The 24,834-nt window shown below is 66.2% G+C and carries 28 protein-coding genes; 19 read left to right on the top strand and 9 right to left on the bottom strand.

Annotated features, from left to right (window positions below):
• Window positions 1-50: 50 nt before the first annotated feature.
• The 17 genes from OKQ63_RS06465 (at window position 51) to OKQ63_RS06385 (ending at window position 15,671) form a co-directional block, all read left to right on the top strand.
• Window positions 51-398: a hypothetical protein gene (locus tag OKQ63_RS06465; protein WP_264213134.1), complete on the top strand. Its 348-nt coding sequence runs from the start codon at window positions 51-53 to the stop codon at window positions 396-398.
• Window positions 391-1,137, top strand: coding sequence for an ABC transporter ATP-binding protein (locus OKQ63_RS06460; RefSeq protein ID WP_264213133.1), 747 nt, complete (start codon window positions 391-393; stop codon window positions 1,135-1,137). Before OKQ63_RS06465 ends, OKQ63_RS06460 begins: the two co-directional genes overlap by 8 nt.
• A gap of 140 nt (window positions 1,138-1,277) precedes the next feature.
• On the top strand, window positions 1,278-1,730 hold the full coding sequence (locus OKQ63_RS06455; protein ID WP_264213132.1) for a paraquat-inducible protein A: 453 nt from the start codon (window positions 1,278-1,280) through the stop codon (window positions 1,728-1,730).
• 148 nt (window positions 1,731-1,878) lie between these two features.
• Window positions 1,879-2,661, top strand: coding sequence for a DNA repair protein (locus OKQ63_RS06450; RefSeq protein WP_264213131.1), 783 nt, complete (start codon window positions 1,879-1,881; stop codon window positions 2,659-2,661).
• A gap of 206 nt (window positions 2,662-2,867) precedes the next feature.
• Window positions 2,868-4,229 (top strand): DNA repair protein RadA, encoded by a 1,362-nt coding sequence (gene radA / locus OKQ63_RS06445; protein WP_264213130.1) that lies wholly within the window; start codon window positions 2,868-2,870, stop codon window positions 4,227-4,229.
• A gap of 42 nt (window positions 4,230-4,271) precedes the next feature.
• A complete protein-coding gene (locus OKQ63_RS06440) occupies window positions 4,272-4,826 on the top strand; it encodes a CvpA family protein (protein WP_264213129.1) in 555 nt (184 codons plus the stop codon).
• 388 nt (window positions 4,827-5,214) lie between these two features.
• Complete coding sequence (locus OKQ63_RS06435) at window positions 5,215-5,895, top strand: Hint domain-containing protein (RefSeq protein WP_264213128.1); 681 nt, start codon at window positions 5,215-5,217, stop codon at window positions 5,893-5,895.
• Window positions 5,896-6,167: 272 nt separating this feature from the next.
• Window positions 6,168-7,568, top strand: coding sequence for a selenium-binding family protein (locus OKQ63_RS06430; RefSeq protein ID WP_264213127.1), 1,401 nt, complete (start codon window positions 6,168-6,170; stop codon window positions 7,566-7,568).
• Window positions 7,569-7,571: 3 nt separating this feature from the next.
• Window positions 7,572-8,231: a hypothetical protein gene (locus OKQ63_RS06425; protein ID WP_264213126.1), complete on the top strand. Its 660-nt coding sequence runs from the start codon at window positions 7,572-7,574 to the stop codon at window positions 8,229-8,231.
• A 146-nt stretch (window positions 8,232-8,377) separates the two neighbouring features.
• Window positions 8,378-8,710 (top strand): GYD domain-containing protein, encoded by a 333-nt coding sequence (locus tag OKQ63_RS06420; protein WP_264213125.1) that lies wholly within the window; start codon window positions 8,378-8,380, stop codon window positions 8,708-8,710.
• Between the two features lie 437 nt (window positions 8,711-9,147).
• Entirely contained in the window at window positions 9,148-10,668 is a 1,521-nt protein-coding gene (gene purF / locus OKQ63_RS06415; RefSeq protein WP_264213124.1) for an amidophosphoribosyltransferase, read from the top strand.
• Window positions 10,669-10,828: 160 nt separating this feature from the next.
• Window positions 10,829-11,371: a DUF2199 domain-containing protein gene (locus tag OKQ63_RS06410; RefSeq protein ID WP_264213888.1), complete on the top strand. Its 543-nt coding sequence runs from the start codon at window positions 10,829-10,831 to the stop codon at window positions 11,369-11,371.
• 143 nt (window positions 11,372-11,514) lie between these two features.
• A complete protein-coding gene (locus OKQ63_RS06405) occupies window positions 11,515-11,787 on the top strand; it encodes a hypothetical protein (RefSeq protein ID WP_264213123.1) in 273 nt (90 codons plus the stop codon).
• 160 nt (window positions 11,788-11,947) lie between these two features.
• Window positions 11,948-12,595, top strand: a complete 648-nt coding sequence (locus OKQ63_RS06400) for an SDR family NAD(P)-dependent oxidoreductase (protein WP_264213122.1) — start codon at window positions 11,948-11,950, stop codon at window positions 12,593-12,595.
• A 242-nt stretch (window positions 12,596-12,837) separates the two neighbouring features.
• Window positions 12,838-13,632: a 5'/3'-nucleotidase SurE gene (gene surE / locus OKQ63_RS06395; RefSeq protein WP_264213121.1), complete on the top strand. Its 795-nt coding sequence runs from the start codon at window positions 12,838-12,840 to the stop codon at window positions 13,630-13,632.
• Entirely contained in the window at window positions 13,629-14,276 is a 648-nt protein-coding gene (locus OKQ63_RS06390; RefSeq protein WP_264213120.1) for a protein-L-isoaspartate(D-aspartate) O-methyltransferase, read from the top strand. The genes surE and OKQ63_RS06390 overlap by 4 nt, the downstream gene beginning before the upstream one ends.
• Before the next feature lie 159 nt (window positions 14,277-14,435).
• Window positions 14,436-15,671: a peptidoglycan DD-metalloendopeptidase family protein gene (locus OKQ63_RS06385; RefSeq protein WP_264213119.1), complete on the top strand. Its 1,236-nt coding sequence runs from the start codon at window positions 14,436-14,438 to the stop codon at window positions 15,669-15,671.
• A gap of 100 nt (window positions 15,672-15,771) precedes the next feature.
• On the opposite strand, the gene OKQ63_RS06380 is transcribed toward OKQ63_RS06385, so the two are convergent.
• The 5 genes from OKQ63_RS06380 to OKQ63_RS06360 form a co-directional block, all read right to left on the bottom strand.
• Window positions 15,772-16,614, bottom strand: coding sequence for an ATP-binding protein (locus tag OKQ63_RS06380; protein WP_264213118.1), 843 nt, complete (start codon window positions 16,612-16,614; stop codon window positions 15,772-15,774).
• Between the two features lie 170 nt (window positions 16,615-16,784).
• Complete coding sequence (locus tag OKQ63_RS06375) at window positions 16,785-17,426, bottom strand: hypothetical protein (RefSeq protein WP_264213117.1); 642 nt, start codon at window positions 17,424-17,426, stop codon at window positions 16,785-16,787.
• A 170-nt stretch (window positions 17,427-17,596) separates the two neighbouring features.
• Window positions 17,597-18,499, bottom strand: a complete 903-nt coding sequence (gene tatC, locus OKQ63_RS06370; protein WP_264213116.1) for a twin-arginine translocase subunit TatC — start codon at window positions 18,497-18,499, stop codon at window positions 17,597-17,599.
• Window positions 18,496-18,960, bottom strand: coding sequence for a Sec-independent protein translocase protein TatB (gene tatB, locus OKQ63_RS06365; RefSeq protein WP_264213115.1), 465 nt, complete (start codon window positions 18,958-18,960; stop codon window positions 18,496-18,498). Before tatB ends, tatC begins: the two co-directional genes overlap by 4 nt.
• A 6-nt stretch (window positions 18,961-18,966) precedes the next feature.
• The gene (locus OKQ63_RS06360; protein WP_264213114.1) at window positions 18,967-19,182 is read right to left on the bottom strand and encodes a twin-arginine translocase TatA/TatE family subunit; all 216 of its coding nucleotides are present in this window, start codon (window positions 19,180-19,182) and stop codon (window positions 18,967-18,969) included.
• 226 nt (window positions 19,183-19,408) lie between these two features.
• Here OKQ63_RS06360 and OKQ63_RS06355 point away from each other — a divergent pair, with 226 nt between their 5' ends.
• Both OKQ63_RS06355 and OKQ63_RS06350 read left to right on the top strand, forming a co-directional pair.
• Entirely contained in the window at window positions 19,409-19,717 is a 309-nt protein-coding gene (locus tag OKQ63_RS06355; protein WP_264213113.1) for a hypothetical protein, read from the top strand.
• A 33-nt stretch (window positions 19,718-19,750) separates the two neighbouring features.
• Window positions 19,751-20,425 carry a helix-turn-helix transcriptional regulator gene (locus OKQ63_RS06350; protein ID WP_264213112.1) on the top strand — a complete coding sequence of 225 codons (675 nt, stop codon included), beginning with the start codon at window positions 19,751-19,753 and terminating at the stop codon, window positions 20,423-20,425.
• 64 nt (window positions 20,426-20,489) lie between these two features.
• Here OKQ63_RS06350 and OKQ63_RS06345 read toward each other — a convergent pair whose 3' ends face one another.
• From OKQ63_RS06345 to OKQ63_RS06330, 4 genes are all read right to left on the bottom strand, one after another.
• Window positions 20,490-21,341 (bottom strand): GNAT family N-acetyltransferase, encoded by an 852-nt coding sequence (locus OKQ63_RS06345; protein ID WP_264213111.1) that lies wholly within the window; start codon window positions 21,339-21,341, stop codon window positions 20,490-20,492.
• Between the two features lie 42 nt (window positions 21,342-21,383).
• Complete coding sequence (locus tag OKQ63_RS06340) at window positions 21,384-22,490, bottom strand: ABC transporter ATP-binding protein (protein WP_264213110.1); 1,107 nt, start codon at window positions 22,488-22,490, stop codon at window positions 21,384-21,386.
• Window positions 22,491-22,721: 231 nt separating this feature from the next.
• Window positions 22,722-23,771, bottom strand: a complete 1,050-nt coding sequence (locus tag OKQ63_RS06335; RefSeq protein ID WP_264213109.1) for a methyltransferase domain-containing protein — start codon at window positions 23,769-23,771, stop codon at window positions 22,722-22,724.
• Window positions 23,772-24,014: 243 nt separating this feature from the next.
• Window positions 24,015-24,830, bottom strand: a complete 816-nt coding sequence (locus OKQ63_RS06330) for a YhaZ family DNA alkylation repair protein (RefSeq protein WP_264213108.1) — start codon at window positions 24,828-24,830, stop codon at window positions 24,015-24,017.
• Window positions 24,831-24,834 lie beyond the last annotated feature (4 nt).

The raw sequence follows: 24,834 nt of genomic DNA, 5'->3' as shown, positions 1-24,834 counted from the left end.
AGTACAGAATTGTGCGAGATAGTACATTGAGCTCAATAGCTCCTGCAGGAGTGAACGACACCCATCTCCAGTCCGTTGCTTTTGAAAAGCTGCGTGGTTTCACCAGTTCTCAAGCCATTTCCTTCCTAGTTAAAGATGGATTCGGCTGTACAGGCACAACTTGCACGTACGTAAATGAATACAAGCGCAGCACTGCGGAAATATGGTTTGGCCTTGTCCCGCCCGGAGAGAAAGTGCTCGATGACCGGCATGCCTCCAAAATCACATATCAGGTCGAAGTTCTTAAAGATCCCATTCAAAACCTTGAAGATGTCAGCGCGGATATTCGGTGGGAAAGAGGAAAAGTTCCATGGCATCGCAGCCCCCGCCCCTCGGACTTTGAGGTGATCAATGATTAGAATGGAAAACGTCCATAAGGCCTTTGACGACAACCAGGTGCTGAACGGCATGACCCTGGAAATCCCCAAGGGCACCTCGATGGTGATCATCGGCGGCTCCGGCACCGGCAAATCGGTGGCGCTGAAAAGCATCCTCGGCCTGATCCAGCCCGACTCCGGCGAAATCCACGTCGATGGCAAGCCCGCAGGCTCCGGCGACCGCGACAAGTTCCTGGCCCGCTTCGGGATGCTGTTCCAGGGCGGCGCGCTGTTCGACAGCTTGCCGGTCTGGCAGAACGTCGCCTTCCGGCTGCTGCGCGGCGCACTGAAGCGGCCGGCTGAGGAAGCCCGCGAGATCGCCATCGAAAAGCTGCGCCGCGTCGGGCTCAAGGCCAATGTCGCCGACCGGCTGCCTGCGGAACTGTCCGGCGGCATGCAGAAGCGCGTCGGCCTGGCCCGCGCCATTGCCGCCGAGCCGGAGATCATCTTCTTCGACGAGCCGACCACCGGCCTCGACCCGATCATGTCGGGCGTGATCAACGACCTGATCCGCGAGATCGTGGTGGAGATGGGCGCCACCGCGATGACCATCACCCACGACATGACCTCGGTGCGCGCCATCGCCGACAACGTGGCGATGCTGCACGGCGGGGTGATCCAGTGGACCGGCCCGGTGGCCGAGATGGACCAGTCGGGCGATCCCTATATGGAACAGTTCATCCACGGCCGCGCCGAGGGGCCGATCGAGGCGGTGAGATAGCTGCTCAAGTTGCGCGGGCCTGATCCTCTTCTTCTGGCCGCAAATATCCCGGGGGAGCCGCGCGCCCCGCGCGCGGCGGGGGCAGCGCCCCCGGCCCCGGCCAGCCCCATGCCGGGCCGCCGCCAGTCAGGGAGACACCGATGACCCTCCGCCTTCTCACCTTGTCGCTCTTGATCCTCTACCCCGTCGCCTGGTTTGCGCCCTTGATGCGGGCGGGGTTGCTGCCGATTTTCGGGCTCAGCGAGATCTCGGTGATCACAGGCTTGCAATCCTTATGGGGCAGCGACGCGGCGCTGGCGCTGATCGTGACCTTCTTTGCGATCTTTGCCCCCTACCTCAAGACCATCGGCCTGGCGCTGGTGCAATGGGACCTGTTGGACGCCAAGGTGCAGCCGGTGCTGCATGTGCTGGGCAAGCTGGCGATGGCCGATGTCTTCCTCATCGCGCTTTACATCACCCTGGCCAAGGGGATTGGCCTCGCGACGATTGAGCCTGCCTGGGGGCTTTACATGTTCACCGCCTGCATTCTGGCCTCGATCGGGCTGGGGATGCTGACGGAACGCCGCCTGCGGAAACCGGCAGACCGCGCGTAATCCCTTGATCCCGGCGCAAACCGCTCCAGTTCATGAAAGAGAACTGTCCGGGATTCTGGTCCCGGGACCGGTAAGCCGTGCCTTGGTCAGGTCCCCCCACCTGTCTGGCGGCCCCGGTTCTGTTGATGTTGCAGCTGGAGGGGGGCCAATGGCCGGCTTTCAATCAATCCTGTTCACCGCGCAGACCGCTATGATGCGGCTGAGCTTCTTGATGGTCTGCCTGGCAGCGCTGGCAGCCCTTGCCGCCACAGGGCTGTCTGCCCTGGGCATCTGGCCCTGGCTCAGCCTGCAGGCCGGCATCGGCGCCGGGGTTTCTCCGCAGGCCGGCATGGCGGCGCAGATCATGCTCACGGCCGTTGCCGTGATGCTGGCCTTCTTCCTGCCCGCCAGCGGCCGCATCCTGGCGCTGGAAAATTCGCACCGGCGGTTTTCCCTGCGGATGGAGGACGTGCTGCAGGCCTATCAGCTGGCCCATGCGGCCGACCGCACCGGGGTGTTCACGCTGGCCTCCGAATTCGATGCGGTGAAGGAACGGCTGGCCTTCCTGCGCACCCACCCGGATCTGGCCGGGCTGGAGCCGGATGTGCTGGAGGTTGCCTCGCAGATGAGCCAGGTGAGCCAAGAGCTGGCGGACACCTATTCCGACGCCAAAGTGGCCCGTGCCCGGACCTTCCTGACCCAGCGGCAGGAAGAGCTGGACACTTTCAAGGCCCGGCTGGAGGATGCCCAGATCATCATGCATGAGCTGCGCCAATGGACCCGCGACGTGGAGATCGAGGAAAGCATCGCCAAGTCGCATCTGGGCCGGCTGCGCGGCGAACTGTTCGAGCTGCTGCCGGAACTGTCGGCGCAGCTGCAGACGCCGCCGGACGGCTCGGACCCCGAGGCGGGCAGCGTGGTGCCGATCCAGCCGCCGCGCCGCGGCGGCTGACGCGCTGCAGCGGGCTCTGCCCCCGGCCCTCCCGGCCCTCCTCCGGGATATTTTCAGCCAGAAGAAAACGGGATCCCTCCTTCATCTGGCCCGAAATATCCCGGAGCGCGAGGCAGAGCCTCGCATCCTGGGCGGCGACCCGCGGCACCAGCGCGTTGCGGCAAAGCCCCCTTGAACAAAACAGAAACATCTGCCACTGATCCAGCATGGCAAAAACATCCTTCTCCTGCTCGGCCTGCGGCGCGGGCTTTTCCAAATGGTCGGGCCGCTGCGAAGGCTGCGGCGAGTGGAACACCATCAGCGAGGACCAGGGGCTGTCCTCCGGCCCGGCGAAAAAGTCGCTGGGCGTCCGGCGCGGCCGCACCATCCAGCTGAGCGATCTGTCGGCCCGCGAAACGCCGCCGCCGCGCACCTGCTGCGGCGTCGGCGAGCTGGACCGGGTGCTCGGCGGCGGGCTGGTGCCGGCCTCGGCCATCCTGGTCGGCGGCGATCCGGGCATCGGCAAGTCCACCCTGCTGCTGCAGGCGGCGGCGCGGTTTGCCCATGCGGGCCTCAAGACCGTCTATGTCAGCGGCGAGGAGGCCTCCGCCCAGGTGCGGATGCGGGCGCAGCGGCTGGGGCTGGCGGATGCGCCGGTGCAGCTGGCGGCGGAAACCAACCTGCGCGACATCCTGACCACGCTGGAGGCGGAGAAGCCGCAGCTGGCCATTATCGATTCCATTCAGACCATGTGGGCCGATCACGTCGACAGCGCCCCCGGCTCGGTCAGCCAGGTGCGCGCCGCCGCGCATGAGCTGACCACATTCGCCAAGCGCAACGGGGTGTCGGTGATCATGGTCGGCCATGTCACCAAGGACGGCCAGATCGCCGGCCCCCGGGTGGTCGAGCATATGGTCGACACAGTGCTGTATTTCGAAGGCGAGCGCGGCCACCAGTTCCGCATCCTGCGCGCGGTCAAGAACCGGTTCGGCCCCGCCGATGAGATCGGCGTGTTCGAGATGACCGGCGGCGGCCTCAGCGAAGTCGTCAACCCCTCGGCGCTGTTCCTGTCGGAACGCGGCGAGCCCTCGCCCGGCTCGGTGGTGTTTGCCGGCATCGAGGGCACAAGGCCGGTGCTGGTCGAGATGCAGGCGCTGATCGCACCCTCGCCGCATTCGCAGCCGCGCCGGGCGGTGGTCGGCTGGGACTCATCGCGCCTGGCCATGATCCTGGCGGTGCTGGAGGCGCGCTGCGGCATCCCGTTTGCGGGGCTCGACGTCTATCTGAACGTGGCGGGCGGCATGAAAATCTCGGAACCCGCTGCCGACCTCGCCGTGGCGGCGGCGCTGCTCAGTGCGCGGGAAGACGTCGCCCTGCCCGCCGATACCGCGGTTTTCGGAGAAATTTCGCTGTCCGGTGCCCTGCGCCCGGCGCCGCAGACCGAAAACAGGTTGAAAGAGGCGCAAAAACTTGGTTTCACGGCGGCGATTGCCCCTGGCGGCAGCAAAACCGTGTCCGTAAATGGCCTGACCTTGAGAAAGTCCAGCGATCTGGCCGGTTTTGTTGGCGAATTCTTCGGGGCCGGCTAAGGTCGCAAAAAATTTGAAATCGCAGGCAAACGGGCGAGGGACATGGAAGGTTTCACTATCATTGACGGGGTTGTGGCCCTGGTCATCGTCGTATCGGCGCTGCTGGCGTATTCGCGCGGCTTCGTGCGCGAAGCCATGGCCATTGCCGGGTGGATCGCTGCCGGTGTGCTCGCCTTCATCTTTGCTCCGCAGGTCGAGCCGCTGATGGCGGAGATCCCGGTGATCGGCGAATTCATCGCCGACAGCTGCGAACTGTCGATCATCGCCGCCTTTGCCGCAGTGTTTGCGCTGGCGCTGATCGTGGTCTCCTTCTTCACGCCGCTGTTTTCCACCCTGGTGCAGCGCTCGGCGCTTGGCGGGCTGGATCAGGGCGCGGGCTTCTTCTTTGGCGTGCTGCGCGGCATCCTTCTGGTGGCGATTGCCTTCTTCCTCTATGCCGTGGTGATGACCGGGCAGAGCTTTACGATTGTTGACGAAAGCCGCTCGGCCGAGGTGTTCGAGCGCCTGATCGGCAAGATCGAGGAGCGCAACCCGGAGCAGGCTCTGGGCTGGGTCACCCAGCAGTATGAGGCGCTGATCGGCTCCTGCGGCCAGTAGCCGCGCCGGAAACAGGACCGGAGCAAACATGCACGGGCGCCGCGCTGGCGCCCGTTTTTCTTTGCTTTCAAAGCGTTCACACAGTTATCCACAGAGTCATCACCGCAATTATTAACAGCGCAATTATGGGTTAACACCTTGTTAACCAAAAAGAATCGCACGTCCCGGCACCGCCGGCCGACGCGTGAAAAGCGGGTCAAATCTTAATAAATCCTCATCCCCGCCCGTGAAAAGGTTAACAATCCCCCGGAAACCGCAGCTTTTGTCCCCGAAAAACCGTGTCATCCCGAAATGGGACGCAAGCCCGCCCCAATTTGGTCCCAATTCGGAGGCTTGATGGCTTCAACGGCAGAACGCCGGGCTAGAAAAGCTCAGAAGGGACGACAAGATGCAGCTGGATCACACCACAGATTTCGCCGACTACCTGCCGGTTGATGCGCTGCTGCTGACCGATCCCCTGCCCCGCACTGCCGCCCCGGCACCGAAACGCGCCCGTCTGCGCAGCGGCGGTTTCCTGCCCGCAACCCTGGTGGAGACCGAGGAAGGCTTCAAGCAGGCCCGCGACATCAAGCCCGGCGACATGGTGTTCACCTTTGACGGCGGCGCCCAGGAAGTGAAAGCGGTCCGCCATGCAGTGCCGCGCCTGACCACGTGCCTGCATGTGCCTGCCGGTGCCCTGGGCAATGATACCGACCTGATGCTGCCCTCGGACCAGAAGGTGGCCCTGGAGATGGACACCGCCGAACGCCTGTTCGGCCTGCCGGTTGTGGTTGCCAGGCTGATCGCCCTGGCCGGCTACAAGGGCATCAAAGCCGCCGCGCCCGAGCGCCTGGGCCGCATCCATTTCGAATTCGAGGAAGAAGAGCTGGTCTGGGCCGAAAGCGGCATGCTGCTGCCCGCCGGTGATGCCGCCGGAGACTCTGCCTTCCACCAGCTGTCGCTGACCGAAACCCGCCAGGTTCTGGCCAGCGGCGAGGGCCGCGCCCTCGCGGAAACCGGCATGGGCGAGGTGGACGCCCGCCTGCCCGCGCCGCTGGACAACCTGCTGGACCGCATCCTGGCGGCCTGACCCCGAAACGTTTTCCCTCCCCCCTCGGGCCCGCCTTTGTGCGGGCCTTTCCTTTTGCCGCAGGGACCGCCCGGGGTGGAGGGACAGTGTTCCGCCCGCCTGCAAATGCGGCCGGGCAGAGCGGGATTTCCGCAAGGCAAATGGAACATCCGTTTCGCACAGCAGCGTCATTTCGAAAGAAATTGCCCGGACAGGGGATGTGTGACAGCATCGGGCCGGGCGCATCTGGAAGACCAATGTTCCCGGCGCCTGCTACCAGGGAGGATTTGACGATGAACTTGAGGCCTGACCCCACTTTTCATGCCACCCCCAGGCTTGCCATGGAGGCGCCGGCGGAAACGCTGGCCTTTACCCTGATGCTGAGCCCGGACGGGTCGCAGCCCGACGGGCTGGCGGTGGTCGATACCGATCCGAAGTCAAAGCGATACGGCCAGATCGTGCATCAGCTGATGATGCCCAACAAGGGCGATGAATTTCACCATTTCGGCTGGAACGCCTGTTCCTCGTCGCTGTCGCCGCTGTCCGGCCACGCGTTCCTGGAGCGGCGTTACCTGATCATTCCGGGCATCCGCTCCAGCCGGATCTATGTGGTGGACGTCAAGGAGCCGCTGAAGGCGAAAATCCACAAGATCATCGAACCCGAGGAGGTCTTTGCCAAGACCGGATATTCGCGCCCGCATACCATCCACTGCGGCCCCGAGGGCATCTATGTCTCCACCCTGGGCGGCGGCGGCAAGGACGGCACCGACGGCCCGCCGGGCATCTTCATCATGGATTGCGAGAGCTTCGAGATCCTGGGCCGTTACGAGATGGACCGCGGCAAGCAGGACAAGCATTACGACTTCTGGTGGAACCTGCCGCGCGACTACATGGTGAGTTCGGAATGGGCGCTGCCGCCGCAGTTCGAGAACGGCATCGTGGCCGAGGATCTGCTCAGCAACAAATACGGCCATTCGATTCACTTCTGGAACCTGCGCCAGCGCAAGAACGTGCAGACCATCGACCTGGGCGAGAACCACCAGATGGCGCTGGAGATCCGGCCCGCGCATGATCCTGCGCGCGATTACGGGTTCTGCGGCGTGGTGGTGGATACCGCCAACCTGCAGGGCGCGATCTTCACCTGGTGGCAGAAGCCAGACGGCACATTTGACGCCAAGAAGACCATCACCATCGACCCGCGCCCCGAAAAGCCGGAGAACCTGCCGCCGCTGCTGCAGGGTTTCGAGGCGGTGCCGCCGCTGGTCACCGATATCGACCTGAGCCTGGATGACCGGTTCCTTTATGTGGCCTGCTGGGGGCTGGGGGAGATGCACCAGTATGATGTCTCCGACCCGATGCAGCCGAAGCTGGCCGGCAAGGTGGAGCTTGGCGGCATTGCACGGGGCGCCAAGCACCCCAACGGCAAGGCGTTTGCCTATGGCCCGCAGATGGTGGAGATCAGCCGCGACGGCAAGCGGGTCTACTGGACCAACTCGCTCTATTCCACCTGGGACGATCAGTTCTACCCGGACGCCGAGGGCGGCCAGATGGTGATGGCCAACGCCGGCGAAAACGGCGGGCTGGAGCTGGACAAGGATTTCTATGTGGAGTTCCCCAAGGGCTACCGCAGCCACCAGATCCGGCTGGAAGGCGGCGACTGCTCCACCGACAGCTTCTGCTACCCCTCCGTCTGACGGGTGGCGGAGATCGGCACCGCGGCGGCCCTGTGGGGGGCCGTTGCCGCCTCGGGCGTGTATCACGGCGTGAACCCGGCGATGGGCTGGCCGCTGGCGGTGTCGGCGGCGCTGATGGACCGCGCGCAGAACAGCCTGTGGAAGGCGCTGCTGGCGCTGGCCGGCGGGCATCTGGCGGCGATGGCGGCGATCCTGTTTCCGTTTTCGGCGCTGCTGCTGCTGGCAGAGTGGCAGCACGAGATTCAAACCGGCGCCGCCTGGCTGGTGATTGCCCTGGGCCTGTACCTGCTGTGGAACCGCCGCCATCCGCGCATTCTGGCCCGGGTGCCGCCGTCGCGGCTGGCGCTGTGGTCGTTCCTGGCGGCAATGGCGCATGGTGCCGGGCTGATGCTGGTGCCCATCTACCTTGGCCTCTGCCGCACCGTCGAGACGGACGCGGGCCACGCGGCGGCCGGCACGCTGATCGGCGGCAATGCCGGCATCGCCGCACTGGTGGCGGTGCTGCATACCCTTGCCATGACCGCTGCGGGCGGCGCGCTGGCGTTCGGCGTCTACCGCTGGCTGGGGCTGAAATTCCTGTCGCGCAGCTGGTTCAACCTCGATCTGGTCTGGGCGCTGAGCCTCGTCCTGGTCGGCGCCATCGCCCTGCTGACGCTGCACTGACGCACGGGCTGCAGCCGCCGGGATGCCTGCGCCCCGCCAATGCCAAGCTGACGGAAATGTGATATGATCCGAAGCGGGGGACGCGCGGGCTGAAACTGTGCGGCATCCTGTCCATGGGCGGCCCGCTCCCCCCAGGGAGAGTCATTATGCCAAGATTTATCGTGACCGGCAGCTACACGCCCGCTGCCATGAAGGCGGTGATCGAGAACCCGAGCGACCGCGAGGCGGCGGCCCGGTCCCTTGTCGAGGCCGCGGGCGGCACGCTGGAAAGCTACTACCTGACCACCGGGGAAAACGATTTCGCCATCAAGGTGACCATCGACGATATCAGCGACCTGCTGGCCGGCCTGCTGGTGACCGGCGCCAGCGGCGCTGTCAGCAACCTGAAAACCGTGCGGGCGTTCACCTCGGACGAGTTCACCGCGATACAGAAAAAGGCCGGCAAGATCGCCAGCGCCTACAAGGCGCCGGGCGGCTGAGCAAACCGGCCGCAGTTGCAGCCGCCGGCCCGCCCCGCCGCTGGGGCGGGCCTGTTTTTTGCGGCGGGCCGGGCCGTGGCGGCTGCCCGCTTCCCAGCCCGCCGCCGCGCTGCAGCAGGGATTTGTGATCCTTTGATGACAGACGGGAAGAAAGGCACTATGTGAGGGCCGGAACAGGAAACGGATTCGGAGCAACCCCGCCTTGCCGCTGCCGCAGACGCTGCCCGCCTGCCCCTCCGGCCATGTGCCGCCGCGCCCAGCGCGTGCTGCCGCGCATGCGGAAGGTCTCCAGGCCCCGGCCAGTGCCGCCGCATCGGGACAGGGCGCGGCCAGAACGCTCCGGTTGGCGCGCGGGCGCGAAAATGCGCTAGACTGCCGCCACAACCGCTTCCAGCAGCAACCGAACAGCAAAGCCTAAGTGGGATTGGAGCCAGCCAATGTGCGGGATTTTGGGGATCGCAAGCCGGGACACCGATGTCTTTGCGGAAATTTATGACGGGCTCCTGATGCTGCAGCACCGCGGCCAGGACGCCTCGGGCATCGTGACCTACACCGGCGAGTTCTTCCGCGAGCGCAAGGCCAACGGCCTGGTCAAGGACGTGTTCGGGCCGTCGGACGCCGAAACCCTGACGGGCCGCGTCGGCATGGGCCATGTGCGCTATCCCACCGCGGGCTCGCTGAGTGCCGCCGAGGCGCAGCCGTTCTTTGTCAACGCGCCCTATGGCATCTATCTGGTGCATAACGGCAATATCACCAACACCGCCGAGCAGCGCGAGAAGGTGACCGGCAAGTACAGCCGCCATCTGCGCACCACCTCGGATTCGGAAATCCTGCTGAACGTGCTGGCCGACAAGGTGGCGGACGCGATCAAGGTGAATGGCAACGCCGAGCCGATCCGCAACATCTTTGCCGGCGTCAAGATGACCATGGAGCGGGTGCAGGGCGCCTATTCGGTGCTGTGCATGATCGCCGGTGTCGGCATGCTGGCGTTCCGCGATCCGCACGGCATCCGGCCGCTGTCGGTCGGCAAGCGCCCGGCGCAGGGCGAGGGCGATGACTACTGCATTGCCTCCGAAGACGTGGCGTTCGGCATCAACGGGTTCAAGAAGCTGCGCGATGTGAAGGCCGGCGAAGCGATCCTGATCGATCTGGACGGCAACATGCACAGCTTCCAGGCGGTCGAGGGCAAGCTGACCCCCTGCATCTTCGAGTATGTCTATCTGGCGCGGCCGGACTCGATGATGGACGGCGTCTCGGTCTACAAGACCCAGCTGCGCATGGGCCAGGCGCTGGCCAAGCAGATCCAGGAGGCCGGGCTGGAGATCGACAGCATCATCCCGGTGCCTGATTCGGCGCGGCCCGTGGCGCTGGAAGTCGCCAACTCCACCGGCATCCGCTACCGCGAGGGTCTGGTGAAGAACCGCTATGTGGGCCGGACCTTCATCATGCCGGGCCAGGCCGAGCGGCAGAAATCGGTGCGCCGCAAGCTGAACGCGATCCCGCTGGAGTTCAAGGACCGCAACGTGCTGCTGATCGACGATTCCATCGTGCGCGGCAACACCATCAAGAAGATCGTGCAGATGTGCCGCGAGGCCGGCGCCAAGAAGGTCTATATCGCCTCCGCCTCGCCGCCGGTGAAGTATCCCAACGTCTATGGCATCGACATGCCGACCAAGCACGAGCTGATCGCAAACGGCCTCAGCGTCGAGGAAATCCGCGAGGAGCTGGGCGCCGACGGGCTGTTCTACCAGAAGCTCGAGGACCTGATCTGGGCCGCCCAGGAAGGCAACCCGGACATCCAGGGCTTTGACTGCTCCTGCTTTGACGGCAACTACATCACCGGCGTCACCCCGGAATACCTCGCGGCGCTGGAAGGCAGCAGCCGGGTCAGCGCCAAGATCCAGGACATGCCCGCCCCCGGCGCCTCCTGGAACGCCTCCAAGCTGGCCGCGGGCTGAGGCTGCGGCCTGCCCCGCCGGCAGGGGGGTTTGAACTTCCGGCCGCATCCGCGTATGAGGGCCGCGAACCGTACAGGGAAAAGGCGCTGGCCGCGGCGGCCCGCGCCTTTTCCTTTGCTCCCAGATGAAAGGCCGCCCCTTGGACGCGCATCTTGCCCGCATGCTGACCTCTCCGCGCCAGTGCCGCTGCTGCGGCGCGACCTTTGCGCAGCTTCTGAGCCTCAGCTGCGACCGGCCCGACATCTGCCCCGAGGACATGGAGGTGGAGGACAACTCCGCCGTCCTCGCCACCCGCGGCGATATCCTGACCGAGGATTTCTGCCGCCTGGGCGAGCTGCGCTTCATCCGCGCGGTGCTGGCGGTGCCGCTGGCGAACAGCCGCGGCGAGGAGTTCATCCTGGGCACCTGGGCCAGCCTCAGCCGGGATGATTTCGACGCCTATCTCGACCTCTTCGAGATGCGCGAGACCGAAAAGCTGGGCGACCGCCCGGCCTGGCTGGCCAATGCGATCCCGCCCGACATGCCGGTGCCCGCAGGCTGCATGCTGGAGATGCGCCCCGGCGGCCAGTACCCGGAACTGAAGGTCACCGAGCAGAATCACCCGCTTTATCCGCTGCAGAAGGACGGCGCCGAGCTGGAGGAGCTGCTGGAGCTGCTCTATGCCTATGGCCACGACCTGCCGTCGCTGGTTTTCGACGCCTGAACGGGTGCTGCGGCGCGGCTGTTCCCGGTCCTGTTGCAATGGTCCGCGGCTTCCCGCCGATGCCCGGCAACAGGCGGATAGAACCGCTTGATGCGGCGCCCGGGACAGCCCAGATACGTCCGGACTTTTCAGGAATGGACGGCATGGAAAACCCGACGCACGCTGACAGCACCTCTGCCAAGGTGGCAGGGCTGGCAACCCAGAACAACGCGGTGAACCGCAGCAACCTGAGCCTGCTGGGCCTGTTCGGCCCCGAGGACAGCATGACCGCGCTGATCCGCCTGCCGTCGGGCCGCACCCGCGCGGTCACCCGCGGCACCCGCCTGTCCCAGGGCCAGGTGGTGGCCATAGACGCCCAGGGGCTGGTGCTGAACCAGCGCGGCGAAACCAAACGCCTGCTGATGCCGGGCAGCTGAACCGGCCGCAGCCCCGCCTGGCAGTGGGCAGTTTCCCGGCCGGGCATCAGCCCGGGATTTCCGCGCATTCCCCCCTTGCGGCGCCGCCGCGGCGCTTTGCCTGCCTGCCCTCTGCGCTGCCCCCTTGACCTGCCCGCGCCTGCGGCCCACAAGGCGTGCCATGACAGACAAAATCGCTCTCATCACCGGCGCATCGCGCGGCCTCGGCAACGCCCTGGCCGAGGCGCTTGCGCCCACCCATCACATTGTCGCCGTGGCCCGCACCACCGGCGCGCTGGAAGAGCTTGACGACCGCATCAAGGCGTCGGGCGGCTCTGCCACCCTGGCGCCGATGGACATCACCGTGCCCGAGGCGATGGCAACGCTGTGCCGCGGCATCCATGACCGCTGGGGCAAGCTGGACCTGTGGCTGCACACCGCGATCCATGCCACCGCGCTCTGCCCGGCGCCTTCGGTGGCGGCCAAGGACTGGACCAAGGCGGTTGCCATCAACGCCACCGCGGCATCGGTGCTGATCGCCTATGTGGCGCCGCTCCTGGGCCAGACGGGCCGCGCGGTGTTCTTTGACGACCCCAAGGCGGGCGAGAAGTTCTACGGCACCTATGGCGCCACCAAGGCGGCGCAGATGGCGCTGGCCCGAAGCTGGCAGGCGGAATCCGCGCGCACCGGCCCGCAGGTGCGCATTCTGGAGCCGCAGCCGATGGCCACCGCCCTGCGCGCCCGCTTCCACCCGGGCGAGGACCGCGGCCCTCTCAGCTCCATCCAGGACGAGGCCGCACGCCTGCTGCCGCAGATCCTGGCAGACTGACGGCCCCCCGGCGCGCGCCCGCGCCGCGCCCGGCGCGGCGCCCGGCCCAACGCCCGGGACGGCATCTTTGATGCAGGTCCGGGCGGCGGGAGTGCCTGCCCGCCGCCCTTCTGCCGCCCCGCCTGTTGCTTCCCTGCCCGCCTGCAACACCGATCGCCCAAAGCACGGTGAAAACCTTGCCCCGTTCCGGCGCAGGTCCTATTCAATCGAAAACCCGGTTGAAAACGGCAGGCAGACACCCCATGCGCATTCTGATCACCAATGACGACGGCATCAGCGCCGAAGGGCTCGCCATCCTCGACGCCATCGCCCATGAGGTCGCAGGCCCGGACGGCGAGGTCTGGACCGTGGCGCCGGCATTCGAACAGTCCGGCGTCGGCCATTGCATCACCTACACCCGCCCCACCATGCTCAGCCAGCTGGGCAGCCGCCGCTTTGCCGCCGAAGGCTCGCCCGCCGACTGCGTGCTGGCGGGCATTCATGTGGCGCTGCAGGGCAACAAGCCCGACCTGGTGCTGTCGGGGGTGAACCGCGGCAACAACTCGGCGGAAAACGCGCTCTATTCCGGCACCCTGGGCGGCGCCATGGAAGCGGCGCTGCAGGGCATCCCGGCAATGGCGCTGTCGCAGTATTACGGCCCCGCCAACCGCGAAACCGAAAACCCGTTCGAGGCTTCCGCCGTGCATGGCGCCGCTTTGGTGCAGAAGATCCTGGCGGCCCAGCCGCAGGATGCGCAGGACTACCGGCTGTTCTACAACATCAATTTCCCGCCGGTCCCGGCGGCGGACGTCAAGGGCACCCGCGTGGCCCCCCAGGGTTTCCGCCGCGGCAGCCATTTTTCGGCCCAGGAGCAGCTGTCCCCCACCGGGCGCCGCTGCATATGGATCCGCGGCGGCAACCAGCAGGCCGGAACCGCCCCCGGGTCGGACGCGGCGGTCAATCTGGACGGCTATATCTCGGTCACCCCGATGCGCGCCGATCTGACCGCGCGCGACGCCATCGGCGCGCTGAAGGCGATTGAAAGTGCCGGCGCATGAGCGGACCCGGCCCGGAAACCAAGATGCAGTTCCTGTTCTCGGTGCGCTCGCGCGGCGTCACCGACACCCATGTTCTGGAGGCCATCGAGGAGATCGACCGCGGCCTGTTCGTGCGCGGCATCTTTGCGCAGCGCGCCTATGAGGACGTGCCGCTGCCGATTTCCTGCGGCCAGACCATCTCGCAGCCCTCGGTGGTGGGGATGATGACCCAGGCGCTGCAGATCTCGCCGCGCGACACCGTGCTGGAGGTCGGCACCGGCTCCGGCTATCAGGCGGCGATCCTGTCGAAACTGGCGCGCCGGGTCTATACCATCGACCGTCACGCCCGGCTGGTGCGCGAGGCGCGGGCGGTGTTCGACGGCCTGCGCCTCAGCAATGTGACCTCGCTGGTCGGCGACGGCAGCCACGGCCTGAGCGAACAGGCGCCGTTCGACCGCATCATCGTGACGGCGGCGGCCGAGGATCCGCCCGGGCCGCTGCTGGCGCAGCTCAAGGTGGGCGGCATCATGGTGCTGCCGGTGGGCCAGTCCAACCACGTGCAGACCCTGATCCGGGTGCGCAAGACCGAGGACGGGCTGGAGTATGACGAATTGCGCCCGGTGCGCTTTGTGCCCCTGCTCGAAGGGCTGGGCAAGGACAGCTGAGGCCGCGGCCCGGCGGATTCAATGCATCCATTTGAAATTCACCGTCCCCGGCCTTAAACTGACGGCGGAAATCAGCCGCCGTCCCGGCGGCATGGGCTATAGTGATTGACGCGAGAGAATCCCCGCGAAAAAGGGGAAGCGTGTTTTGAGGAGAGCAAGATGACCCGGACCCCCCCCACCCGGACCGCCTTCGGCGGGCTGCCCCGTGCACGGCTGCTGGCCGTATTGCCGCTGGCCGGGGTGCTGGCTGCCTGCCAAAGCCCGCTGGATTACGACCTGCGCGGCCAGCTGGGGGCTTTCAACACCGCCGGCGCCGCCCAGTCCGCCACCGCCAACCGCCCCTCTCCGGATGCCCGCGGCCTGATCACCTACCCCTCCTACCAGGTGGCGGTGGCGCAGCGCGGCGATACCGTCTCGGATGTGGCCGCCCGCATCGGCCTGCCGCCCCAGGAAGTGGCCCGGTTCAACGGCATGGAATCCAGCGACAAGATGCGCCAGGGCGAAGTGCTGGCCCTGCCGCGCCGCGCGCCGGACAGCCTGCCCGCGGGGGCCGGCTCCTCGCCGGGATCGGTCGATATCGCCAGCCTTGCAGGCCAGGCCATCGACACCGCGCCGCTGACCTCGCCCAATCCGGGATCGGTGACCACCACCTCGATCCAGCCGGTCCCCGATCCGCAGCCTGCCAAGGTGCAGCGCGGCCCGGAGCCGGTGCGCCACAAGGTAAAACGCGGCGAGACCGCCTATACCATCTCGCGGCTCTACCAGGTGCCGGTGAAATCGCTGGCCGAGTGGAACGGGCTGGGCAGCGATTTTGCGGTGCGCGAAGGCCAGTTCCTGCTGATCCCCCTGAAGGAAGAGCGCGCTCCCGAGCTGGCGCCGGCGGCAGCCCCGGTGGCGGTGACCGAGCCGGGCGCCGGCTCTGAAACGCCAGTGCCGCCCAGCGCCAGCCGGCCGCTGCCGGAAGAGAAGGTCGAGCCCGCCGCCGTCAAGCCGGCTGCGGAAACCCTGCCCACGCCGGAGCTGCCCAAGCCCAGCCGCGCCAGCAGCGCCGCGATGGCCTATCCGGTGCAGGGCAAGATCATCAAGACCTACGCCAAGGGCCGCAACGACGGCATCGACATTGCCGCGGCCGCCGGCGCGCCGGTCACGGCCGCCGAAGCGGGCACCGTGGCGGCGATCACCAAAGATTCCAACAATGTGCCGATCGTGGTGATCCGCCACAGCCAGAAGCTGCTGACGGTCTACCAGAACGTCGGCAACATCACCGTCAACAAGGGCGACAGCGTCGTGCGCGGCCAGCGCATCGCCTCACTGCGCAGCGGCGACGACGCCTATGTGCATTTCGAGGTCCGCGACGGCTTCGAAAGCATCGACCCGCTCAGCTACCTGAACTGACGGCGGCAGCGCCCTTGGAACACACACAAGCCCGGCTGATTGGCCGGGCTTTTTCGCACTCTCCCGCCCGGCTTGTCCCGACGGCGCATCTGCTGCGCGCTCAGCGCAGGGCCACGCCGTGCCGCCCGGCCAGATCGGTGAAGAACTGCCAGGCCACCCGGCCCGAGCGGGCGCCGCGGGTGGCCTGCCACTCCACCGCTTCGGCCCGCAGCTCCTCTGCGTCCACCTCGACGCCATAGGCGGCGCAATAGCCCTGGATCATCGCCAGGTATTCGTCCTGATCGCAAGGATGGAAGCCCAGCCACAGCCCGAACCGGTCCGACAGCGACACCTTTTCCTCCACCGCTTCCGACGGGTTGATGGCGCTGGAGCGCTCGTTCTCGATCATGTCGCGCGGCATCAGGTGGCGCCGGTTCGAGGTGGCGTAGAACACCACGTTTTCCGGCCGCCCCTCGATGCCGCCGTCCAGCACCGCCTTGAGGCTCTTGTAGTGCTGGTCGTCATGGCTGAACGACAGGTCATCGCAGAACAGGATGAAGCGGTGCGCCGCGCCGCGCAGATGGTTGAGCAGCCGCGCCACCGACGGCAGATCCTCGCGCTGCAGCTCCACCAGTTTCAGCTCCGGGTGATCCGCGGCAAGGGCGCCATGCACGGCTTTGACAAGGCTCGATTTCCCCATCCCGCGCGCGCCCCACAGAAGCGCGTTGTTGGCGGCGTAACCTTGCGCAAAACGGCGGGTGTTGTCCAGCAGCGTATCGCGCGAGCGGTTGATGCCGACCAGCAGGTCCAGATCGACCCGGTTCACATCCGGAACCGGCTCCAGCCGCTCCGGGCCCACATGCCAGACAAAGGCGCCGGCGGCGTTGAAATCCGGGGTTTCCAAGGGGGCGGGCGACATCCGCTCCAGCGCCTCGGCGATGCGGGTCAATGCGTTCTGGTCCATGGGGTGCCTCCGTCCGTCAGTTGGCGGATTTCAAAGCACGTTCCGGCAAGGGCGGCAAGAGGGGGCGGGCCAGTCCGGGCAGGAAGGCGGTCCTGCCCCCACCGCAGCGCCAGCCCGGCGGATCCGGCAGGCGCCCGCGCGGCGCCTGCGGTTCGTTCCGGGCGGCAGGATCAATCCGCGGCGAAGCAGTAGAAATAGCCGTTGCCGCCGGTGGCGCGCAGGTTGTCCGCGCTGCATCCGCGCGACTCATGCGCCGCATTCCAGGACGTGTTGCCGCCGCCATGCCGGTCATGGTGGCCGACCGTGGCCGCACCGTCGCCGTTGGAGGTCCAGTTCGAGCAGGTCTTGTCGCCCTCCTGCCAGGGGAAATAGGCGGTGCCGTCGGCCTGGGTGCCGGTCAGGATGTCATGCTCGTTGACATCATCGCCGCGGCCCTTGATCCGGTTGCCGTTTTCGTCGACCGCGGTCCGCAGGACCAGGTTGGGCATGATGTGCAGCTGGTCCAGATCGACCGCGATCAGCTCGCCGTTGGCGTTGTACCAGGGGCCGGTGCCGATGCGGGAGCGGGCGGAGATGCCGCGCTTGCCCTCTTCCTGGGTGCTGAGGTAGGCGCGCCAGGTGCGCCCGGCAGAACCCGCCGCTTCGGCCAGCTGGGCGCAATGGGCATCCGCCCCTTCGAGCCCGCCAAGGTTGCCGCCATCGCCGGGGCCCGCCGAGGTCACGAAGAACCCCATGGGCGGATCCTCCGCCAAGGACGCGGATGCAAACGCGCACATCGCTGCGCAGGAAAAAACAGCCAGAACTTTTTTCATGGAAACCTCCCAACACTCAAATACTGGCCGCAGCATGCCGCATGGCCGGAGGCAAAGAAACAACGGCACACGGGTTTTCACGAAAGAGTGTTGCTGGGCAGCAGCCCGGCCAGCACGGCAAAAAGGCGCGCCATCCCTGGCGCGCCTTCCTGTCTCAAACCGTCAGCGGCTTACTTGTCCCTGCCGTCCTCGGCCTCGAACTCGGCCATCAGCGGATCGTCGGGATGGGCATCCATCTCGTCCTCGCCGTCGTAGTAGCCCTCGGCGCGCAGCTTGGCCTCGCGCTTGGCCTCGACCCGGCGGACCAGGAATATCGAGATCTCGTAAAGGCCATAAACCACAACGAACAGGATGATCTGGGTGATCACGTCGGGCGGCGTCACAAGGGCTGCCAGCACCAGAATCGCCACCACCGCGTATTTGCGGACCGATCCCAGGCCCTCGGCGCTGACCAGCCCGGCCTTGCCCATCAGCGTCAGCAGCACCGGCAGCTGAAAGCACAGGCCAAAGGCGACGATGAACTTGATCGTGAGGTTCAGATACTCCTGTGCCGAGCCCTGAAACACCACGCTGAGCCCCTGGTTCACCTCTTGGCCGGTGACAGCCTCGCCGCCGGACCCGAACTGCTGGAAGCCCAGGAAGAAATCATAGGCCAGCGGGGTCACCACATAGAAGGCAAAGCTGGCGCCCAGGATGAACATGAAGGGCGAGGCGATCATGAAGGGCAGGAAAGCGCCCTTTTCGTTCTTGTACAGCCCCGGCGCCACAAACCGCCACATCTGGAACCCGATATAGGGAAACGCCAGGATGAAGCCGCCCAGGAAAGAGATCTTGATCGCGACAAAGAAGCCTTCCTGCGGGCTGATGAAGATCAGCGCACAGTCCTGGCCGCTTTCGGCCAGCACCTGGCACAGCGGCGCGGTGAGAAAGTTGAACACCGGCGTCGCCACGGTGAAGCAGATCACCATGCCGACGATGAAGGCCGCAACCGAATGGATCAGCCGGTTGCGCAGTTCGGCCAGATGCTCGATCAGCGGCGCGGTTGAGTCGTCGATCTCATCCGTCTTGCTCATGGTTTGGCCTCTTCATCCGTCTTCAGCGCCGCCTCGGCAGCTTCCGCCTTGGCCAGCGCCTCCTCGGCCTCGCGCGCCTTGCGCTCGGCCGCGGCCCGCGCGGTCGACGCCTGGATCTTCTTGGCATCCTCGGCGCGCTGCGCTGCCAGCTTGCCGGTTTCGCTGCCGGGGTCGAATTTGGTCGGGTCGATCGACTTGGCCATGTCCTGCGCAGCCTGCTTCACCCCGTCCATTGCAGACCCCATCGGGTTGCTGGCAGCCTTCAGCCCCTTGGCCATTTCATTGACCCCGGCCTCATCCGCCGCGTCATGCATCGCCCGGCTGAATTCACGCGCCATCCCCTTGGCCTTGCCCACGAACCGCCCGACATTGCGGAACAGCACCGGCAGGTCCTTGGGGCCGACCACGATCAGCGCAACCACGCCGATGACCAGCAGTTCGGTCCACCCAAGATCGAACATCGGCGCTTAGACCTTGTCTTTTCCGGTCTCTGGCGTGACGTCCTTGGCCTCGGCCGCAGCGTCCTCTTCCAGCTCCTTGCTGCCTTCGCTGATGCCCTTCTTGAACGAGGTGATGCCTTTGCCGACTTCGCCCATCAGCGAGGAAATCTTGCCGCGGCCGAACAGGACCAGAACCACGACGGCGATGAGCAGAAGGCCAGGCAGGCCGATGTTGTTGAGCATGTGAGTCTCTCCTTGCTTGATCCGGTGCGGATTGAGGGCGCCGGTGGAATTGTTCGCTACGGGTTTAGCGCGGGCGCTGCTTTGAGCGAAAGCAACTCCGCGCGCAGAAAGCGCCTGCAAGCGCGGGATTGCGAAGTTTTTGCCACCGCCCGCATTCAACTGACAGGTATATGTCAGTTGTGAGGCGGTAAATCCACCCCATCACAGCAATCAAGGAGACATCGTGATGACCAACCCCGTCGCTGAAATCGTGACATTCGCGCTCGCGCCTTCGGTCACTGCCGAAGAATTCGTGGCCCTCAGCCGGCAAAGCGAAGCCTATGTGCGCGCGCAGCCCGGCTTCCTGTTCCGCCGTCTCAGCCGCGGCGCCGATGGCCGCTGGAGCGACCACGTGGTCTGGCGCGACATGGACACTGCCCGCCGCGTGGCAGAGGAGTTTCCGCAGCAGCCCTTTGCCCCGGCGCTGATGGCCGCCATCGCTCCGGGCAGCGCCGAGATCCGCCATGAAGAGATCCTGTGGCAGATGAGCGCTTGACCAAGGCGCCCCGGGCCGGCCAAGGCTAGGCCCATGCGCCGCACCGACCGCCTCTTTGAAATCATCCAGATCCTGCGCGACGGCAAACTGCACCGCGCGCAGGACATCGCCGAGCGGCTGGAGGTCTCCACCCGCACCATCTACCGCGACATGGACACGCTGGCAGCCTCCGGCGTGCCGGTGGAGGGCGAGCGCGGTGTCGGCTACATGGTGCGCGAACAGATCAGCCTGCCGCCCCTCACCCTGACACCGGAGGAGCTGGAGGCGCTGAACCTCGGCATGGCGATCGTCGCCGAGGCCGCCGACCCCGAGCTCAAATCCGCGGCCCAGTCGCTGGCGGCAAAAATCGACGCGGTGCTGCCGGAACAGACCATCGCCGAGGCGGACGCGTGGAAATTCGCGGTCTACCCCTTTGCCGATGCCGCCCGCGGCTTTGCCCATATGCCGGCCCTGCGCGCGGCCATCAAGGCCCGGCAGAAACTGCAGCTCAGCTACCGCCGCATCGACGGCACCCTGACCGAGCGCCGGATCCGCCCCTTGCACATGGAATACTGGGGCCGGGTCTGGACCCTCACCGCCTGGTGCGAAGCCCGCGGCGATTTCCGGGTGTTCCGGGCCGACCTGATCGAAGACGCGCAGGCCCTGCCCGAACTGTTTGTGGATGAGCCCGGCAAGCGCCTGCAGGACTACGACCCGCACGGGTCGTGAGGTCCTTTATTCATCTGGCTGAAAATATCCCGGTGGAGGCCCGCAGGGCCGGGGGCAGCGCCCCCTAGCCCAGCTCGAAACTGGTGACACCGTAAATCAGGTCCGTCTCCAGTTGCGGCGCAGCCCCCCGGTACATCCGCGCAGTCCCGAACACCGGCTCCAAGCCCAGCGAGCGCGCCAGATCCACCGCCGCCGCGTGCGGTTCCGGCACATCCAGATACACCTCCTGGCCCGCTGGAAGCTGCTGCAGCAGCCGCGCCAGCACCGCCTCCGCCGCCGGGCGGGTCTCTGCCGCCAGCGGCCCGATCTTATACCCGCTGCCGCAGGGGCGCAGGGTTCCGAAACCGGCAAGCCTGCCGCCCTGATGCGCCGCAACGGAGAAATGCCCCGCCGCCCCTAGCCAGTGCTGCCAGAACGCCCGGCGCGGTGCCGGGAAGACGCGGGCATCCAGCGCCTCCAGCTCCGCCGTCGGCGCGCTCAGCGGAGTCACGTCGAAATCCGCGGACGCTTCCAGCCCGCCGGACGGCACCCCGCCAAACCGGATATTGCGGTACGCCAGCGCAAAGCCTGAGCGGCGGTAATTCTCTTGCTGGTCCTCCACCCCGTCCAGGCCGATGGCCCGCCGGCCCGCGTGCTCCAATGCCTTTTGCCACAGGGCAAGCCCGAACCCCTGGCCGCGGTGCTGCGGCGCGACGATGTAGAACCCGAGGAAAGCGAACGCTTCGCCGTAGTTCACCACCGAAATGCAGGCAATCATCTGCCCGTCCAGGAACCCGCCCCGGAATCCTTCGGGGTCAACGGCGGCAAAACAGGCCGCATCCTGATGGCCGGGGTTCCAGCCTTCTTGCGCGGCCCAGTCCACGGCGGTCCGGATTTCCGCAGGCGTCAACGCCCGGATCTGATAGCTGTCCTGCATCTGCACCTCCTGTTGCACCGGATGCAGAATGCCCCTTAAGCCTCAAGCCGGAAAGACAAAACAGCGGTTGCGGCGCACCGTCAGCCACATCACCCGGCCCTTTTCGGGCAGAAAGACGTTGGGCACCGTCGCCTTGAGGATCGAGCCGTCGAAATCCATCCGGAACTCGACCAGGCTCTCGCTGCCCAGGAACCGCGCCCGCTCCACCACCGCGCGCGCCGGAACGCCCTCGCTGGGGGTGGGCAGCGGCCCCTGGCCGCCGCGGTCGAAGTCGATGCGCAGATGCTGCGGCCGGAACACGATCTCCACCGCGGTGCCGTCCGCCACGCCGGGGGCCAGGAACTCGCCAAAGGCGGTGCGCGCCAGCGCGCCGTTCACCTCGGCCTTCAGAACATTCACATCGCTGAAGAACGACATCGCCGCCTTGTCCACCGGGTGGGTATAGACGTTGTAGGGCGCGCCCTGCTGCACGATCCGCCCGCCCCGCATCAGCGCGATCTCATCGGCCATGCGCATCGCCTCCTCCGGCTCATGCGTGACCAGCAGCACCGCGGTGTCTTCTTCTTTCAAGAGGCTCAGCGTCTCGTCGCGGATGCCGTCGCGCAACCGGTTATCGAGGCCGGAGAACGGCTCATCCATCAGCATGATGCGCGGGCGCGGCGCAATCGCGCGGGCCAGTGCCACCCGCTGCTGCTCGCCGCCCGACAGCTGGTGCGGGTAGCCGTCGATGAACCGCTTCAGCGAAACCCGGTTCAGCAGTTCCTCGACCCGGGCGCGTTTCGCATCCTTGCTGCCCTTCAGGCCGAAGCCGACGTTGTCCGCGACGCTCAGGTGCGGGAACAGGGCAAAGTCCTGGAACATCAACCCGATTTCCCGCCGTTCGGGGGGCACCCGGAACACGGTGTCGCAGATCAGCTTGCCATCGACATGGATCTCGCCGCTGTCCTGCATCTCCACCCCGGCGATCATCCGGAGCGTGGTGGACTTGCCGCAGCCGGACGGACCCAGCAGGCAGGTCACCTGCCCGGCCTGGATCTGCAACGAGACATCATTGACCACCGCGCGGCCCTCAAAGAAGCGCCGGATATTGCGGATTTCCAGCCGTGGCGGGGCAATCGTGCGGCTGATGCCGGCGGGGACAGTGTTCATGAGGCCTCAGTGCTGTTTCCGATGAAAACGCTTGGGTTCACGCCGGGATAGCAACCCAGCTCTGCCGCCGCAAGCGGTCAGAAATTCGGCAATCAGGAACGGCAGCGCCGTTAAGCGATGAGGACAGCGCCCGTCCCGGCGGGGCAGGAAGCGAAGCGCCCTCCCCGTGGGGGGCGGGACGGGCGCTGTCCGGCCTATCGGCCGGACGGTACCAAACGAATAAGTACCGCTCTAACAGCACCCCGACGCGGCGCTGTCCTGCTCCAGCCCGTTGAAGGGCGAGTTGCCGCCGCAGCCCGTGAAAATCCCGTAATGGGTATCGAAATTGCCAATGAACTCGAAATGCGGCGCCAGGCGGGTGTCCTGCAGTATCATCCAGGTGTTGCCGCAGACCGGGAACACCTTGCCTGCCTCAATCACATGATGGTCGTCCAGCGCAAACACATGCGGCGAGTGCGGGATCGTCCCCTTGTAGATCACCGCCTGGCCGTAGTCCTCGCACGCGGGCTCCAGGGCGGGCAGCTTGAACAGCCGGTAGGTGGCCGACAGGAACTTCAGCGGCTGCACCCGCTGCTCCAGCTCCGGGTTCTCGATGGTCAAAAGGCGCGAGGTCACCAACCGCGGGTCCTTGAACCCGGATTCCTTCGCAATCGACAGGAAGTCGTTCCAATAGAGCGCCCCGGACAGGCATTCGCCGTACAGCACCGCGTCCTCCGCCATCGCCTGCGGCACCCGGCGGTCGGCGTAGACGTCGGAGAAATACATCTCCCCGCCCTCTTTCAGCAGATGATGCGCGCCGCGCAGCACCGCGCCCTTGTCGGTGGCCAGGTTGATCACGCAGTTGGAGACGATGATGTCAAAGGAGCCCGGCTCCAGATCCAGGTCCTCCAGCGTCTCGATGTAGCCGTGATGGAATTCGACGTTGGATTCGGCATGGCCGAAGGCTTCGGCGTGATAGTCCTGATGGCGCCGTGCCACTTCCAGCTGCGCCGGCGTCATGTCGACGCCCACCACCTTGCCATGCTCGCCCGCCAGCGCCGACAGCGCATAGACATCGCGGCCCGCGCCGCAGCCGAGGTCGAGGATTCGCGCGCCCTCCAGCGCTTCCGGCGCGATCAACCCGCAGCCGTAATAGCGGATCAGCACCTCGTCATGGATGTCCGACAGCACCGCCTTCACATGGTCCGGCATGTCATCCGGCGTGCAGCAGGCGTTGGTCTGCAAGTCCCCGCTGCCCTGCAGCACCTCGCCGTAATAGGTCTGCACGTTTTCGTGGTTCATGGCGCGGCCTTTCCTGCTGGTCCCAGACCTTCGGGATAGCGGCCTCCGGACACTCGGGCAATCGGGTTGGCGGGCGGCCTGACGCAACTGTGATGATGTGAGGGGATTGCGGCAGCTCGAGGAGGGCAGCGCCCGGCCCGGCGGGGCAGGAAGCGAAGCGCCCGCCCCGTGGGGGGCGGGACGGGCGCTGCCCGGCCCTTCGGCCAGGCGAAACAGAAATTCTTTGACTGGAGTTAAGTCTCCTTACCCTTCCGGCAGCAGCTCGAATTCCGCTCCGGCGCGCACCTTGCCGTTCACCATCAGCTCGATCCGGTGCGGCCCGGGCACCAGTTTGAACGTGGTCGCATCGCCCTTCAGCTTGTGCTTCTTGCCCAGTTCCAGAACGCCGCCGGTGATCCTGGCCTGCTTCAGCTTGAACACCTTGGCCGAAGCCTTGCCGCCGGGGCGCTGGAAATGCAGGATATAATCCACCAGAACCGGCGCGCCCGCCGCGCCTTGCAGCCGGCAGGAGAAATCCAAGGCCTCGCCGATGCGCACCTGATCCGGGACGGCAATCAGCGCGTCCAGCGTCAGCTCCGGATCATAACCCAGCATCGCCATCGCCCTTGGATGGCCCGCCTTGACCAGCCCGCGCAGGGCGTGGGAGGTCATCCAGTCCAGCTCCTTGCGGTCCTGCGCCCCGGCCTCGCGCCAAGCCTGCAGCCGGTCCATCACCAGATCCGGGTGCGCCGCCACCCCCTTGGCCGCAACATACTCCCCCAGCGGGGCAAAGATGAAATCGCCGAAATCATCGTCCGTCCTGCCGGGGTCCAAGGGCGGCGGCAGCGCCTTCAGCAGGACCGGCGCAGCCGCGGGCAAAGCCTCCGGCAGATGGTCTGCCAGCACCTCCGCAATCAGCGTCATCCGCTGCTTCAGCTCCAGCGACGGCAGCTCCGCCATGACCTGCGCTTCGAACGCTTCGGCATCAAACCCAGGTTCAGCCGCGGCAAAAAGGCCCGCCAGATAGCGGACCTTTTCGCGGTTGAACAGCTGGTCCTTCAGGGAAAACCCGCTGGCCATTTCC

The sequence above is a fragment of the Leisingera thetidis genome (assembly GCF_025857195.1).
Classification (GTDB): Bacteria; Pseudomonadota; Alphaproteobacteria; order Rhodobacterales; family Rhodobacteraceae; genus Leisingera; species Leisingera thetidis.
Note: the sequence above shows the minus strand (reverse complement) of the source record. Positions and strands in the feature narration are given on the sequence as shown.